We start from the raw sequence: 13,782 nt of genomic DNA on the forward strand, positions 1-13,782 counted from the left end.
ACGGGAGCGAGACCTTTTGGTTACTTTTGCGGCGTTTGGCAAAAGTGACCCGCCGTAAGGGCGGAACCGATATCAGCAACACCTCCGATAACGGATATTCGCCCGATCCAATCCCGAGTCGTGTCAGACCCACCGCATCGGTCGAGCGCGACCCCGCAGCCTCCCACGGGCTCGTCAGCTCCTACAAGTGACCGCGTCACCCACACATGTTTGGGAGTCAGTTCAGGACCGCGTAAGGTACGACCCATCATGATCGCCGCACTCGAAGGAGAAACGATGAAACCCGAAGACGTCGCACAGTTTTGCCTGAGCCTGCCCGGCGCCCGCGAAGACTACAAATGGGGCGGCATGCGGGTGTTTTCGATTGCCGGGAACAAAATGTTCGCGGTACTCGACCTGTCCGGCAAGGGCTTGTCGTTCAAGGTCGCCAGCGACCTGTTTCTAGGTTACGTCGACCGTCCGGGTGTGCGACCGGCGCCCTACCTGGCCCGCGCGCACTGGATCAGCGTGGCCGTGCCCTACGCCCTGGGCGACGCTGAACTGCGCGACCTGCTCACCCGCTCCCACCAATTGGTGGTCGGCAAGCTGCCGAAGAAAACCCAGATCGCGCTAAAGCTCTGACCGGATCAATACAGGTGCCGCGCGATCAAATTGCCGCCCAGCACCAATCGATCGATCCAGAACAATTCATGCAGCACCACGATGCCCCAGAACACCACCTGATAAGACACCTTGCGCGTCTTGTGGCGGAACGCTTGCTGGCCGAGCAACGCCCCCGGCCGCCCGCCCAGCAGCTCCACCCCGTGCAGGACTTTCTCCGGGGTGCGTCGGCCGTCGATGCGGGCGCGGTGCTTGTCGTGCCAATAGAGCAAAAACGCCAGCACGCTCATCAGCCCGTACACCGCCGCCGGCAGCCATGATCCGCCGCTCAGCCACAACGCGATCACGCCGTACCCCGGCAATGCACACAGCAGCAGGCACACAACCAACTTGGTGCGCAGGAAGCGCACCGCCGGTCGAGGCCGGACGCTGGTCGCACGTTTGCTGCCGTCAGGCACCCGCTGTTCCATGGCCGGTTACCCTTGCGCGTTGGACCAGTCGATCCAGCCGAACTGCCAGGTCGCCAGAATCAACAGGCCGAAGGCAATCCGGTAATAGGCGAAAACCGCGTAGCTGTGGCTGGCGATGAACTTGAGCAAGCCCTTCACGGCGATCATGGCGAAGATGAACGAGGTGATGAAACCCACCGCGAACACCGGGAAGTCGCTCGGCTGGAACAGGCTGTGGTACTTGTAGCCCGAGTACACCGAGGCGGCGACCATGGTCGGCATGGCCAGGAAGAACGAGAACTCGGTGGCGGTCTTGCGCGACAGGCCGAACAGCAGGCCGCCGATGATGGTGGAGCCCGAGCGCGAGGTGCCTGGAATCATCGCCAGGCACTGGGCGAAACCGACTTTCAGGGCGTCGGCCCAGGTCATTTCATCCACGGTTTCGGCGTGGATTGCGTGCTGGCGGCGCTCGGCCCACAGCATCACGAAGCCGCCGATGACCAGCGCTGCGGCCACGGTGATCGGATTGAACAGGTATTCGTGGATCAAGTCAGCGAACAGGACGCCCAGGACCATGGCCGGCAACACGGCGATGATCAGGTTGACGGTGAAGCGCCGGGCCTTGGGGTCGGTGGTCAAGCCGCCCACGACCTCAAAGATCTTGCGCCGAAACTCCCACACCACCGCCAGGATCGCCCCCAGCTGGATGATGATGTTGAATGCCGCTGCCCGCTCGCCGCCAAAATTGATCAAATCCGCAACGATGATCTGGTGGCCCGTGCTGGAAATCGGCAGAAACTCTGTCAAGCCTTCAACAACCCCAAGTATCAGCGCCTGTGCGGCGGTCCATAGATCCATCATTCCCCCAGCGGACCGTGCTCATGACACGGCCCATGTTTATTTAATTTGCGATCGCCGCGAACCATAAATGATCGAACGTCAACACTGCATGAAAGGTTCAGAAAGCCCGCTCCGACACGCAAGCGCGGCGATGCTAGCAGACCTTCAGCGCCAACGCTCTAGCATGAATAATGGCGCGTAAGTTTTGACGTTGGCCGGCCCGCAGTCGCGCGGTGCCAATCCGCGCGCGCGGCAGATCACTTGCGCGGATCTGCGCTCCACCCGACGCCATAAAGCGCTTACAATCGCGCCCGGCTTTTGCCGCGTGATGTACCCACTCGATCCCCCGAATCCACAGGAGTTGCCATGTCAGGGCTTGAACTGTTTGCCGCCGCGCTCGGCGTGATTGCCGTCTGGCTGACAGTCAAACAAAACCCGTGGTGCTGGCCCATCGGGCTGGTAATGGTGTTGCTCTACACCTGGATCTTCTTCGACGTGAAACTGTATTCGGACATGCTGCTGCAGGTGGTCTACGCGGTCTTGCAGCTGTACGGATGGTGGCAATGGACCCGCCGCGGCCAGGTCGCCAATGGCCGAACCGTCAGCGTGCTGGGCAACGGCGCCTTGCTGGTCAGCCTTGGCGCCGGCGCGCTGGTCAGCCTGGCACTGGGCGCAGCCATGGCGCACTTCACCGACGCGGCGCAGCCGTGGCTGGACGCCGCCCTCACCGGGTTCAGCCTGGTGGCGCAGGTCTGGATGGCGCAAAAACGCGTGCAATGCTGGCCGCTGTGGATTGTGCTGGACGTGATTTTCGTCGGGTTGTTTGTCTACAAGGGCCTCTACCTCACCGCGGCCCTGTACGCGCTGTTCACCCTGCTCGCCGTGCAGGGCTGGCGTGACTGGCGCGCTGACCCGGCCCTGGCCCGCGGATGACACGATGAAAGTCCTGGTCCTGGCGGGTCCCGAGTCCAGCGGCAAAAGCTGGCTGGCCGCCCAGTTGCAGCAACAGTTCGGCGGCGAGTGCGTGGGCGAGTACGTGCGGCATTTCATCGATCAGGTGCAGCGCGACACGTGCTACGCCGACATCCCCGCCATCGCCCGGGGACAGCTGGCCTGGGAGGACGCGGCCCGTGCCCGCGCCCCTGAGCTCTTGATTCTGGACACCCACCTGCTGAGCAACAGGCTCTGGAGCCAGACGCTGTTCGGGGATTGCCCGGACTGGCTGGAAGAAGCCTTGCTGGCGCGGCATTACGACCTGACCCTGCTGTTGGCGGCTGAAGGCGTCGAGTGGATCGGCGACGGCCAGCGCTGCCAACCGGCACTCGCCGAACGCCAGGCGTTTTTCGACGCCAGCCAACGCTGGCTGGACCGCCACGATCAGGTCTATCAAGTGGTCGGTGGAAGTTGGAGCGAGCGGCGCGAGCAGGCGTTTCAAATCGTCGACAGGCTCATTAAACAGGTGGGATGACGCGGCCCCTGTGGGAGCGGACCTGTCCGCGAATACGCCAGCGTGCCCGCCGCACCTGCGTCGTCTGGACCCATGCTTCGCGGACAGGTCCGCTCCCACGGGTGGTGCATCTTCCTTGAAAGCCCTCTAGCGAATCTGATGCTTGTGCAGCAACCGATAAAACGTCGGCCGCGACACCCCCAGCACTTTGGCCGCCACGCTCAGGTTGTCGCTGTGCCGGGTCAGCACATCGCACAGGGCCTGGCGTTCGGCGCGGGATTTGTAGTCGTCCAGCGTGCCCATGCTGGAGCTGATTTCTTCTTCCCCCAGCAGGCCGAGGTCAAACGCCTCGATCTGCCTGCCCTCGGCCAGCACCAACCCTCGACGCACGCGGTTTTCCAGCTCACGGACGTTGCCCGGCCAATCATGCTTGCCCATCGCAACCAGAGCGTCCTGGCTGAAATTGCGCGGCCGGCGCCCGGTCTCCTGGCTGTAGAAATGGGCAAAGTGGTTGGCCAGCAGCGCCAGGTCCCCGTGCCGCTCGCGCAACGGCGCCGTGCCGACCTGCAACACGTTGAGCCGGTAATACAGATCTTCGCGAAACAGCTTCTTGCGGATCGCCGCTTCCAGGTCGATGTGGGTGGCGGCCAGCACCCGGACATCGATCGGCACCGATTCCCCGCCAATGTCCAGATGCCGGTCATGCAGAAACCGCAGCAGATTGGCCTGCACATCCAGCGGCAGATCGCCGATTTCGTCGAGAAACAGGGTCCCGCCGTTGGCCGCTTCGATGCGTCCCATCTTGCGCGGCTGATTGCCGGAAAACCCGTCGTACTGATAACCGAACAGCTCGGGCTGCAGCAGATGGTCGGGGATGGCGCTGCAATTGATCGCCACGAACGGCTTGTGTCGACGCTGGGACTGCAGGTGCAGCGTGCGCGCCACCAGCTCCTTTCCGGTGCCGGTTTCGCCGCGAATCAGCACCGGGGATTCGGTGGGCGCCAGTTTGGTCAGCAGCCGGCGCAGTTCCCGGATCGGGCGGCTTTCGCCGAGCATCTGGTGCTCCGGCCCGTTGCCGTAACTGGCGCCTTGCGCCCGCAGGCGCGCCATCCCGTAGGCGCGGCCCAGGGTGACCTGGACCCGGGCGACGTCGAACGGCAGGGTATGAAAATCAAAGAACCACTCGCAGACGAAATCACCGATCTGCTCGCGGCGCAGGTCATCTGGGGTCAATACCGCGATCCATTCGGTATGGCTGCGGGTGATGAGGTCCTTGACCACCTCGGGGCGCTCGAAATGCTGGGGCATCAATCGAATAAGGCCAACGTCACAGGGACGAGACGCGGCGGACTGCAGGGTGCAGTTGTCGACCTCCCAACCTGCAGCGCGCAAGCCGGGGATCAAGCCGAGGCTTTCATTGCAAGGGTCGACAATTAACAAGCGACGCGTAGGTGCCAGCTCATGCATATAGTTTCCTTGACGCCAGGGATTGGGAGGAGACGCACCGCAAAACCATTTTAGAAACAGTGTCTTGGCGACCCTGGCACGTACATTAGCAACTTTATTGACGCGCTCTTGGAACGATTATCTATAAGGCTCAGATCAAAACGGACTTAGTGCGTCGAGGGCATCGGGGGGTCAGTGTGGGGTTGGACAGGCCGCGTGACAGGACCTGCGACAATCTGCCCCAAGGGCACGCAAGCCCGTGGTCACTGCGGCGCGACGGTGCGGGGGGGAAATTATTTTCAGGGCGGGGTGTGACTCGGTGCCCCTGTGCCGTCATCAGTACAAGTAACCAACCCAGCGGGACGCCCGCCGCAGGGCCTAGTCTTGATACGGGCATTTGAGGAAACGCCATGAACGCCCCTTTGCGCTTTAACGAAGCTTTGCTCATCGCTGGCCACGCCTTTCATCCCTTTCGCTGCGTGGCCTGGGCCCCTCAAGACGGTAACGGCGAACTGAGCCTGACCGTCGTCGACCGCACCAGCACCCGCATCGGTCGTGCACAGATTCCCAGCAGCACCTATTCCGACCCGAAACAACTGGCCGCCTTGCTCGAACAAGCCCGCGCGCAGATCAGCGGCGAAGGCTATAGCCTCGCGCCGTGGACGATGCCGGCTTGAAGGAGCGTTGAGCTGCAAGCTGCAAGCTGCAAGCAAGAGCGAGATCCGCTTTAGCTTTTAGCTTTTAGCTTGCAGCTTGCAGCTTGCAGCTTGAACCTCACAGCTCACGAACGTGCCGATACTCCGCGCCGATCATCGTTGCGATGTCGGCCGCCCTGCCCAGCCGTATCGGCCCCAGTTCCATATCGATCACCAGGCTCGGGCAGTCAAACCCGGCCAGTGGCGGCATCTGCTTGATGCGCCCGTCGGTGAGCACCAGCACCCGCTGTGATTCTGCCGGGTGTCGCTTCTGCCGCTGACGCAACCACGTACTCGCCTGCTCCAGCGCGTCGAACAGCGGCGTGCCGCCCCCCGCGCCCAAGGCCTCCAGCCAGGGCTGCAAGGCCGGGCTCGCTTTCAGGCCCTGTCGCTGCCAGCGCGGCGTACCGCCACTGGCCGTCAGCAAGGCCAGCCGCGCCCGGGCGCGATAGGCATCGTCAAACAGCTGCGCCAACACCCCTTTTGCCTGACTCAACGCCTGATGCCGCCGGGTGGACGCCGACGCGTCGACGATCACCAGCCACAGCGCGTTGGGCCGTGCGCTGCGAGGCTGGCGGATCAGATCGGCGCGGGTTCGGGGCCGCCCGCGCAGCAAGGTCGGCAGCCAGGCAATCGCGCCCTCGTTGCCGGCCCGGGCTGCACCGCTTTTTCCGCGGCTGAGCCGACCAGGCCGAGGCTGGGCATTCGCCCCCTTGGTCGAACGGGGGCGAATGCCTAGGGCTTTTTTGGCCAGCTCGGCACGTCCCGGCGTGTGCCGGTGGCGACCGGTTGCGCGGGCAACGCGCCCCAGTTGCCTTCACCCTGAGGAGCGGGTGGCGGCGTTTGCGGCGCCTGTGCGTCCGAAGGCTCGATCGACGGAGGTGGCGGTGGCGGGCTATGCGGCGGTGGCGTGTCAGCTGACGCGCGACGGCGATGACGCAAGGCAAACTCGGCCACCGCATCGATGTCTTCTTCGGCGATGGCCGAGACGCCCCGCCACGCCGCATGGGCCCGGGCCGCCCGCAGCCACACCAGGTCGGCGCGCAGGCCGTCGACGCCGGCGGCAAAACAGCGCTCAGTAATCATCTCAAGGCTGCGGTCATCCAGCGCAATCGCCGGGACCAGCCCACGCGCCCGCTCGCAACGGGCCTTCAACGCGTCCTGCTGCTGGGTCCACTGTTCGCAGAACGCTTCGGGCGACGCATCGAAATCCAGCCGACGACGAATGATCTGGCCACGCTCGGCCGGTGCCGTCAGTCCGCTTAACGCCACGTTCAGCCCGAAACGGTCCAGCAACTGCGGCCGCAGCTCGCCTTCTTCCGGGTTCATGGTGCCGATCAGGACGAAGCGCGCCGGGTGGCGATGGGAAATCCCGTCACGCTCCACCAGGTTGATGCCACTGGCGGCCACGTCCAGAAGCAGGTCCACCAAGTGATCCGGCAGCAGATTGACTTCATCCACGTACAGCACGCCGCCGTCGGCCTTGGCCAGCACGCCGGGGGAAAACGCCGCACGGCCTTCGCCCAGCGCCGCATCCAGGTCCAGTGTGCCTACCAGCCGCTCTTCGGTGGCGCCCAACGGCAAGGTGACGAACTGACCGCTGGCCAGCAGGTCCGCCAACCCGCGGGCCAGGGTGGATTTGGCCATCCCCCGTGGCCCTTCGATCAGCACCCCGCCGATTTTTGGGTCGATGGCCGTCAGGCACAGCGCGAGCTTCAACGGATCGGCGCCGACGACAGCGGCCAAGGGGAAATGCGGGGTGTCGGTCATCTCAAACTCTCTGCAGTAATTGGGTGCGACACAAAGCCTGTGAGAGCCCGCGTCCGCCGCTCGAACGGTATCCGGATCCAACGCTGGCCCCTGTAGGAGCTGACGAGCCGCCGAAGGCTGCGATCAGATGCGATGTCTGGCGCATCGGGGTCGGCTGATGAACCGCTTCGCAGCCTTCGGCGGCTCGTCAGCTCCTACAGGGCTATGCAGGCGTCAGCTTTCTTCGATATCAAGCAACAAATTCTCCAGCGCCTCTTTGTATTCCCCCGGCTCCTGCCACAACCCGCGCTGCTGGGCTTCGAGCATGCGCTCGGTCATGTCCCGCAGGGCCGCCGGGTTGTGCTGTTCGATGAACTCGCGGGTCGCGGGGTCCAGCAAATAGGCATCGGCCAGCAGCGCATATTGATGGTCGTCGATCAGCTCGGTGGTGGCGTCGAAGGCGAACAGAAAATCCACGGTCGCGGCCATTTCGAAAGCGCCCTTGTAGCCGTGGCGCTTGACGCCTTCGATCCACTTCGGATTGGCCGCTCGTGAGCGCACCACCCGGTTCAGCTCTTCTTTGAGCGTGCGGATCTTCGGCAGGTCCGGCTGGCTGTGGTCGCCGTGGTAGCTCGCGGTTTTGCTGCCGCTCAGGCTTTCCGCCGCCGCCAGCATGCCGCCCTGGAACTGGTAATAGTCGTTGGAATCCAGCACGTCGTGCTCACGGTTGTCCTGGTTCTGCAGCACCGCCTGCACCTGACTCAGACGCTGGGCAAAGCGCTCCCGCGCCGGCGTGCCTTCGTCACTGGCGCCATAGGCGTAGCCGCCCCAATTGAGGTAGACCTCGGCCAGATCATCCCGGGTCTGCCAGAGGCGTCCGTCGATGGCGTTCTGCACGCCCGCGCCATACGCGCCGGGTTTGGCCCCGAAAATTCGCCAGCCGGCTTGCCGCGCGGCCTGCTCCGGGCTGTCTCCGGCCTGCTCGAATCCGGCGCGCTCTTCACGCACCCTGGCGGCGAGCGGGTTCAGGTCGTCAGGCTCATCCAGCGCGGCCACCGCCTGCACCGCCGCGTCGAACAGGCGAATCAGGTTGGCGAAGGCATCGCGGAAGAACCCCGACACCCGCAGCGTGACGTCGACTCGAGGACGGTCGAGCAGGCTCAGGGGCAGTATCTCGAAATCATCCACCCGCTGGCTGCCCGTGGCCCACACCGGGCGAACGCCCATCAACGCCATCGCCTGGGCAATGTCATCGCCGCCGGTGCGCATGGTCGCCGTGCCCCAGACCGACAATCCCAGCTGACGCAGGTGATCGCCGTTGTCCTGCAGGTGGCGCTCCAGCAGCAGGTTGGCCGACTGGAAACCGATGCGCCAGGCGGTGGTGGTCGGCAGGTTGCGCACGTCCACTGAAAAGAAATTGCGCCCCGTGGGCAGCACGTCCAGCCGACCGCGACTCGGCGCACCGCTGGGGCCGGCGGGGACGAAACGCCCACTCAGCGCATCCAGCAAGCCCTGCATTTCCGCAGGGCCGCAAGCGTCCAGACGCGGCGCGACGACCTCAAGCAGATTATTAATTAGTGACGACAACTCGTTGTTTTCAAACGATTCAGCCGCGCCTGATTCATCCAGCGCACGCTCGATCAAACGCGCCGCATACATCTCAAGACGTTCTCGGGTATCGCCCACCGTGCGCCACGGGTCCTGACTCACTTCATGTAATGCATGAGGTTTCGGGCCGGTCCACGGATCCCCCAGTACACAGTCAAGCGGGTCGATGCCCAGCGCGAACGCTTTGCTTAACACGCGCAACAAACTGGCTTGCGCGCCCTTGCCGTCGCCTCGCGGAATACGCAACAGCGCCAGCAAGGTGTCGATGCGCAGACGCCCGACCGGCGATTCGCCGAACACATGCAGCCCGTCGCGAATCTGCGATTCCTTCAGATCACACAAATAGGTGTCCAGGCGTGGCAACCAGATGGCCGCGTCCGCGTCGCAGTCCAGTCCCTCTTCCAGCGCCAGCTCGCGGTCGATGTGGGTTTCCCGCACCAGACCGAGAATGTCCTTTTGCAACTCACGTGCACGGCGTGGATCGAGCAACTGCGCTTCGTAGTATTCGTCGGCCAGCAGTTCCAGATTGCGCAACGGGCCGTAGGTCTCGGCGCGGGTCAGGGGTGGCATCAAGTGATCGATGATCACCGCCTGCGTCCGACGCTTGGCTTGAGCGCCCTCGCCCGGGTCGTTAACGATGAACGGATAGATGTTGGGCATCGGGCCGAGAATCGCATCCGGCCAGCAGTGCTCGGACAAACCGACGCCCTTGCCTGGCAGCCATTCCAGATTGCCGTGCTTGCCGACATGGATCACCGCGTGGGCGCCGTAGCTTTTGCGCAGCCAGAAGTAGAACGCGAGATAGCCGTGGGGCGGCACCAGGTCGGGGTCGTGGTAGACCGCGCTGTGGTCGACGTCATAACCCCGGGCTGGCTGAATGCCGATGAAGGTCAGGCCGAAACGCAAGCCCGCCACCATCATCCGGTTGCCGCGGCACATCGGGTCAGTGTCCGGCGCGCCCCAACGCTCCATTACCGCCTGCTGATTAGCGGGCGGCAAATCGGCGAATGCGGCCAGGTACTCGTCCATGGCCATGCTCTGGTGGCATGGCCGCTGATCGCGACCTTCCGGGTCGTTGGTCACGCCACCCAGCAAGGCGTGGATCAGCGCGGTGCCGGTATCGGGCAACGGCGCCAGCGGGTAGCCCTCCTGTTGCAGGGCGCGCAGGATATTCAACGCGGCCGCCGGGGTGTCGAGCCCCACGCCGTTGCCGATCCGCCCGTCGCGGGTCGGGTAATTGGCGAGGATCAGTGCAATGCGCTTGTCCTGATTGGGCAGGCGCCCCAGCAGTACCCAGCGCCGGGCCAGTTCGGCGACAAAATCCATGCGCTCGGGTTGGGCGCGGTAACACACCACGTCCGACTGACTGCGCTCGCTGTACCAGGCCAGGTCCTTGAAGCTGATGGGCCGGCTGATGATCCGCCCGTCCAGCTCCGGCAGCGCGATGTGCATCGCCAGATCACGAGGGCCCAGGCCTTGCTCGCTGGCCTGCCACGCGGGCTCGTTGTCCTGGGCGCAGATGGCCTGGATCACCGGGATGTTGCGGCGAAACGGCCGCAGATGCGGCGCTTCCGGGCTGGACTGGGCAAAACCGGTGGTGTTGAGGATGATCTCGGCGCCGGTTTCGTCCATCCAGTCCTGCACTGCCGTCAGGCACGCTGGCTCTTTGAGACTGGCCACCGCCATGGGCAACGGATTCAGGCCCTGAGCCAGCAGCCGCTGGCAGAACACGTCGATAAAACCGGTGTTGGCGGCTTGCAGGTGGGAGCGATAGAACAGCACGGCGGCGACTGGCTGATCCGCGCGCCAGTCAGCCTGCCAGCGAGCCAGGTCAGCGTTGGCGTTCTGCGGGTGGTAAATGACCGTGCGCGGCAGCGTCTGTGGCTCGGTCCAGGGATAGTCACCGCCCAGCCAGCGCGTGGCCATGAAGTGAAACAGCGACAGCGCGTTGTGCTTCCCGCCCTGACGCAGGTAATGCCAGAGCCGCTCGCGGTCATCGGCGGATTCGGTGCTCAGGTCGCTCAGCTCGGGGTCCGGCCGATCGCAGCCGGGCACGAGGATGAGCTTCACGCCTTTGGCCGCCAGCTCAACCAAGCGCTCGACGCCATACCGCCAGTAGCCGATGCCGCCGTGCAGGGAAATCAGGATGACCTTGGCGTGGCGCAGCACCTCGTCCACGTACAGGTCGACAGAGGCGTGATTCTGCACCTGCATCGGGTTGGCCAGCCGCAGGCTCGGGTAGTCGTCCGGCAGCTGCTGCGCGGTTTCGGCGAGCAGGGCCAGATTCGAGTCACCGCTGCACAGAATCACCAGCTCGGCGGGGGTTTGCCCCAGGTCAGCGATGCTGTCGTCCGGGACGAAGCCGCCGGGCTGGGTTCTGAGCAGGTGCATGCCTTAGCCTTCCACCGCCACCGGCGTGAGCGCCGCGCGCAACTGGGTTTCCAGCACCGTGGCATCCAGTTCCTGACCGATCAGCACCAGATGGGTGACGCGCTGTTCATCGGCTTTCCAGGCGCGGTCGAAGTGTTTATCGAAGCGCGTGCCGACGCCCTGCACCAGCAGGCGCATGGGTTTGCCGGGAATCGCCGCGAAGCCCTTGACCCGTAGAATGCCGTGCTGCACGACTGCCTGGGTCAACGCGTCCAGCAACAGGCGTTCATCGGCCTGGGGCAAGGTGATGGAAATGGAATCGAACGCATCATGATCGTGGTCGTCAGGGTCGCCGCCTTCGTGGTGATCGTGATGGGTCTTGCGGCTGTCAATGTGCAGCTCGGACTCGGCGCCCAGCCCCAGCAGGACGCTGATGGGCAGCTGGCCGTTGCTGGCCTCGATGACCTTCACCGCCGGCGGCAGCTCTTCGGCCACTTCAGTGCGCACGGCGGCCAGTGATTCGGCGTCGAGCATGTCGGCTTTATTGAGGATCACCAGGTCGGCGCTGGCCAACTGGTCGGCGAACAGTTCGTGCAGCGGGGATTCGTGGTCCAGGTTCGGGTCGAGTTTGCGCTGGGCATCGACCTGATCGGGGAACGCGGCGAAGGTGCCGGCCAGTACCGCCGGGCTGTCGACCACGGTGATCACCGCGTCGACGGTGCAGGCGTTACGGATTTCCGGCCATTGGAAGGCCTGCACCAACGGCTTGGGCAGCGCCAGGCCACTGGTTTCGATGAGGATGTGATCGAGGTCGCCGCGACGGGCCACCAGTTCACGCATTACCGGGAAGAATTCTTCCTGGACCGTGCAGCACAGGCAGCCGTTGGCCAGTTCGTAGACCCGGCCGTTGGCTTCTTCTTCGGTGCAGCCGATGGTGCATTGCTTGAGCAGGTCGCCGTCGATGCCCAGCTCGCCGAACTCGTTGACGATCACCGCGATGCGGCGCCCTTCGGCGTTGTCCAGCATGTGCCGCAGCAAGGTGGTTTTGCCCGAGCCGAGGAAGCCGGTGACGATAGTGACGGGAAGTTTGGCCAGCGTTTTCATCGGATACCCTTGAGCTTGACGGCGGGCAAAAGGGACGAGAACCGCGCAGCAGGACCGCTGGCCGTTCGATTCGCCACCGGATCACCCCGCCCGGTTGTAGTGAGAATACGTGGACGCGAGGTCCGGTCGAGGCAGGTCTCCTGGCTTACGGTGGCGCTGAGGGTTTGAGTGAAACCCGACAGGCATTCATCGCGCCTTCCCGCTGTGCGCAGTGGCTGTGCAATGAACATGACCGTTTACAGTTGCGGGGGCAGCTGCGGCATCGACCGCATTCCCTTCTTAGCGCCGGCTGACAAGCAGCCCGGCGAACCTCGACTGCGCAAGGCTACGCAGTGGTCAGGGTCAGGTCAATGCTCGGTCGATGGCGGGGCGTTCATGGCGGCGGGGTGTCAGACAGACCGCGTGCACCGGTTTTGCTACCGCTGCGCGGCAGATCGCAGGCAAGCCAGCTCCCACGCCTACGGCAGAAGCGCATTTGCTCAAACTCCGTCAACCTTGCTGGAGCGAGGCATGCCTACGATAGGCTTTTGATTCTGGCCGCAGGCCGTGGGAGCTGGCTTGCCTGCGATGGGCCGCGAAGCGGCCCTAAAACCAGACTACCGAAACCCGCCCGAACGCTGACTCCAGCCCGCGCTGGAAATCGCGTGGGCGGTGTGGATCAGCGCTGGGGCGAAGGCCTTGCGGGCGTCTTCGAAACTCCAGCGGCTGGCCGGAACCGAGATATTGATCGCGCCCAGCGGCATGCCGCCCGCATCGACAATCGGCGCGGCCAGGCTGATATCACCCAGGAAATACTCACCCTCGATGGCACTGTAACCCTCCTCCCGGGCCTCGCCGATCTTGCTCAGCAGCGCATCGAGTTCGGTCACGGTGGCGTGGGTGTGCGACGGCCGAGGCATGGCGTCCAGCAGCTCGGCGCAGGCCTGCGGTGCCAGGCGCGACAGGTACGCACGGCCCGATGCGGTGCAATACATCGGCAGGCTCAGGCCCAGCGGCATGGGAATCATCACCTGATTGTGGCTGGGGAAGCGCGCGACGAAGACCATCTCGTGGCCGTCGGGCTCCGACAGGTTGCAGCTCTCGTGGCATTCGCGGTTGAGCTGGTGCAGGTACGGCGAGGCGCGGTCGATGAGGCTGTCGGTCTGCAAATAGCCGAAGCCCAGGGACAAGGCCCGCGGGGTCAGTTGATAGCGTTTGCTGTGCGGATCCTTGCGCAGATAGCCCAGGGTTTCCAGGGTGAATGCAAACCGCTGGGCCGCGCTTTTGGTGATGCCGGTGGCGGCGGCAATCTCCGGCAGATTCATGCTCGGGTTGCCCGCGCGGAACGCCATGATCACTTCCAGCCCGCGGGCCAGGGTGCTGGCGAACAGCGGCGACTGCTGTGGCGATAGCGTGTCGCTGTCGCTCGCTTGCGGGGGCAGTGTGTCGTGGGGCGTAGGCTCTGACGGCATGAGGCGCTCGCAAATAATGGCTG

13 protein-coding genes and 1 riboswitch are annotated in these 13,782 nt (G+C 64.3%); of the genes, 5 read left to right on the plus strand and 8 right to left on the minus strand.

The annotated features are described in order from the left end of the window. Window positions 1-191 (plus strand): hypothetical protein (locus ABQX22_RS22160; protein WP_349802010.1); only part of this gene is annotated, 191 nt, incomplete at its 5' end. Window positions 192-276: 85 nt separating this feature from the next. Continuing rightward, window positions 277-621 (plus strand): MmcQ/YjbR family DNA-binding protein, encoded by a 345-nt coding sequence (locus tag ABQX22_RS22165; RefSeq protein WP_349802011.1) that lies wholly within the window; start codon window positions 277-279, stop codon window positions 619-621. Window positions 622-626: 5 nt separating this feature from the next. On the opposite strand, the gene ABQX22_RS22170 is transcribed toward ABQX22_RS22165, so the two are convergent. Together ABQX22_RS22170 and ABQX22_RS22175 are read right to left on the minus strand one after the other, a co-directional pair. Next, window positions 627-1,070, minus strand: a complete 444-nt coding sequence (locus ABQX22_RS22170; RefSeq protein WP_349802012.1) for a DUF1294 domain-containing protein — start codon at window positions 1,068-1,070, stop codon at window positions 627-629. Window positions 1,071-1,076: 6 nt separating this feature from the next. Continuing rightward, window positions 1,077-1,907 (minus strand): undecaprenyl-diphosphate phosphatase, encoded by an 831-nt coding sequence (locus ABQX22_RS22175; RefSeq protein WP_349802013.1) that lies wholly within the window; start codon window positions 1,905-1,907, stop codon window positions 1,077-1,079. 348 nt (window positions 1,908-2,255) lie between these two features. Between ABQX22_RS22175 and pnuC the strand changes: the two genes are divergently transcribed. Both pnuC and ABQX22_RS22185 read left to right on the plus strand, forming a co-directional pair. Further along, a complete protein-coding gene (gene pnuC / locus ABQX22_RS22180; RefSeq protein ID WP_349802014.1) occupies window positions 2,256-2,822 on the plus strand; it encodes a nicotinamide riboside transporter PnuC in 567 nt (188 codons plus the stop codon). Between the two features lie 4 nt (window positions 2,823-2,826). After that, the gene (locus ABQX22_RS22185; protein ID WP_349802015.1) at window positions 2,827-3,357 is read left to right on the plus strand and encodes an AAA family ATPase; all 531 of its coding nucleotides are present in this window, start codon (window positions 2,827-2,829) and stop codon (window positions 3,355-3,357) included. A gap of 126 nt (window positions 3,358-3,483) precedes the next feature. Here the strand turns inward: ABQX22_RS22185 and ABQX22_RS22190 are convergent, their stop codons facing one another. Further along, window positions 3,484-4,803, minus strand: a complete 1,320-nt coding sequence (locus ABQX22_RS22190; protein ID WP_349802016.1) for a sigma-54 dependent transcriptional regulator — start codon at window positions 4,801-4,803, stop codon at window positions 3,484-3,486. 389 nt (window positions 4,804-5,192) lie between these two features. On the opposite strand from ABQX22_RS22190, the gene ABQX22_RS22195 reads away from it, so the two are divergent. Continuing rightward, window positions 5,193-5,459: a hypothetical protein gene (locus ABQX22_RS22195; RefSeq protein ID WP_349802017.1), complete on the plus strand. Its 267-nt coding sequence runs from the start codon at window positions 5,193-5,195 to the stop codon at window positions 5,457-5,459. A 97-nt stretch (window positions 5,460-5,556) separates the two neighbouring features. Here the strand turns inward: ABQX22_RS22195 and ABQX22_RS22200 are convergent, their stop codons facing one another. The 5 genes from ABQX22_RS22200 to ABQX22_RS22220 form a co-directional block, all read right to left on the minus strand. Continuing rightward, window positions 5,557-6,093: a vWA domain-containing protein gene (locus ABQX22_RS22200; protein WP_349802018.1), complete on the minus strand. Its 537-nt coding sequence runs from the start codon at window positions 6,091-6,093 to the stop codon at window positions 5,557-5,559. 119 nt (window positions 6,094-6,212) lie between these two features. Beyond that, entirely contained in the window at window positions 6,213-7,247 is a 1,035-nt protein-coding gene (locus ABQX22_RS22205) for an ATP-binding protein (protein WP_349802019.1), read from the minus strand. A 213-nt stretch (window positions 7,248-7,460) separates the two neighbouring features. Beyond that, entirely contained in the window at window positions 7,461-11,225 is a 3,765-nt protein-coding gene (gene cobN, locus ABQX22_RS22210) for a cobaltochelatase subunit CobN (protein WP_349802020.1), read from the minus strand. Window positions 11,226-11,228: 3 nt separating this feature from the next. Continuing rightward, the gene (cobW, locus tag ABQX22_RS22215; RefSeq protein ID WP_349802021.1) at window positions 11,229-12,308 is read right to left on the minus strand and encodes a cobalamin biosynthesis protein CobW; all 1,080 of its coding nucleotides are present in this window, start codon (window positions 12,306-12,308) and stop codon (window positions 11,229-11,231) included. Window positions 12,309-12,421: 113 nt separating this feature from the next. Next, window positions 12,422-12,637, minus strand: a riboswitch (cobalamin riboswitch). Window positions 12,638-12,904: 267 nt separating this feature from the next. After that, window positions 12,905-13,759: an IclR family transcriptional regulator gene (locus ABQX22_RS22220; protein WP_349802022.1), complete on the minus strand. Its 855-nt coding sequence runs from the start codon at window positions 13,757-13,759 to the stop codon at window positions 12,905-12,907. Window positions 13,760-13,782: the final 23 nt, after the last annotated feature.

Origin of the sequence: Xanthomonas sp. WHRI 1810A, assembly GCF_040202885.1 — a bacterium.
GTDB lineage: Bacteria > Pseudomonadota > Gammaproteobacteria > Pseudomonadales > Pseudomonadaceae > Aquipseudomonas.

Coding starts and splice junctions, on each gene's coding strand:
- ABQX22_RS22165 (WP_349802011.1), top strand. CDS start 277: ATGAAACCCGAAGACGTCGCACAGTTTTGCCTGAGCCTGCCCGGCGCC.
- ABQX22_RS22170 (WP_349802012.1), bottom strand. CDS start 1,070: ATGGAACAGCGGGTGCCTGACGGCAGCAAACGTGCGACCAGCGTCCGG.
- ABQX22_RS22175 (WP_349802013.1), bottom strand. CDS start 1,907: ATGGATCTATGGACCGCCGCACAGGCGCTGATACTTGGGGTTGTTGAA.
- pnuC (WP_349802014.1), top strand. CDS start 2,256: ATGTCAGGGCTTGAACTGTTTGCCGCCGCGCTCGGCGTGATTGCCGTC.
- ABQX22_RS22185 (WP_349802015.1), top strand. CDS start 2,827: ATGAAAGTCCTGGTCCTGGCGGGTCCCGAGTCCAGCGGCAAAAGCTGG.
- ABQX22_RS22190 (WP_349802016.1), bottom strand. CDS start 4,803: ATGCATGAGCTGGCACCTACGCGTCGCTTGTTAATTGTCGACCCTTGC.
- ABQX22_RS22195 (WP_349802017.1), top strand. CDS start 5,193: ATGAACGCCCCTTTGCGCTTTAACGAAGCTTTGCTCATCGCTGGCCAC.
- ABQX22_RS22205 (WP_349802019.1), bottom strand. CDS start 7,247: ATGACCGACACCCCGCATTTCCCCTTGGCCGCTGTCGTCGGCGCCGAT.
- cobN (WP_349802020.1), bottom strand. CDS start 11,225: ATGCACCTGCTCAGAACCCAGCCCGGCGGCTTCGTCCCGGACGACAGC.
- cobW (WP_349802021.1), bottom strand. CDS start 12,308: ATGAAAACGCTGGCCAAACTTCCCGTCACTATCGTCACCGGCTTCCTC.
- ABQX22_RS22220 (WP_349802022.1), bottom strand. CDS start 13,759: ATGCCGTCAGAGCCTACGCCCCACGACACACTGCCCCCGCAAGCGAGC.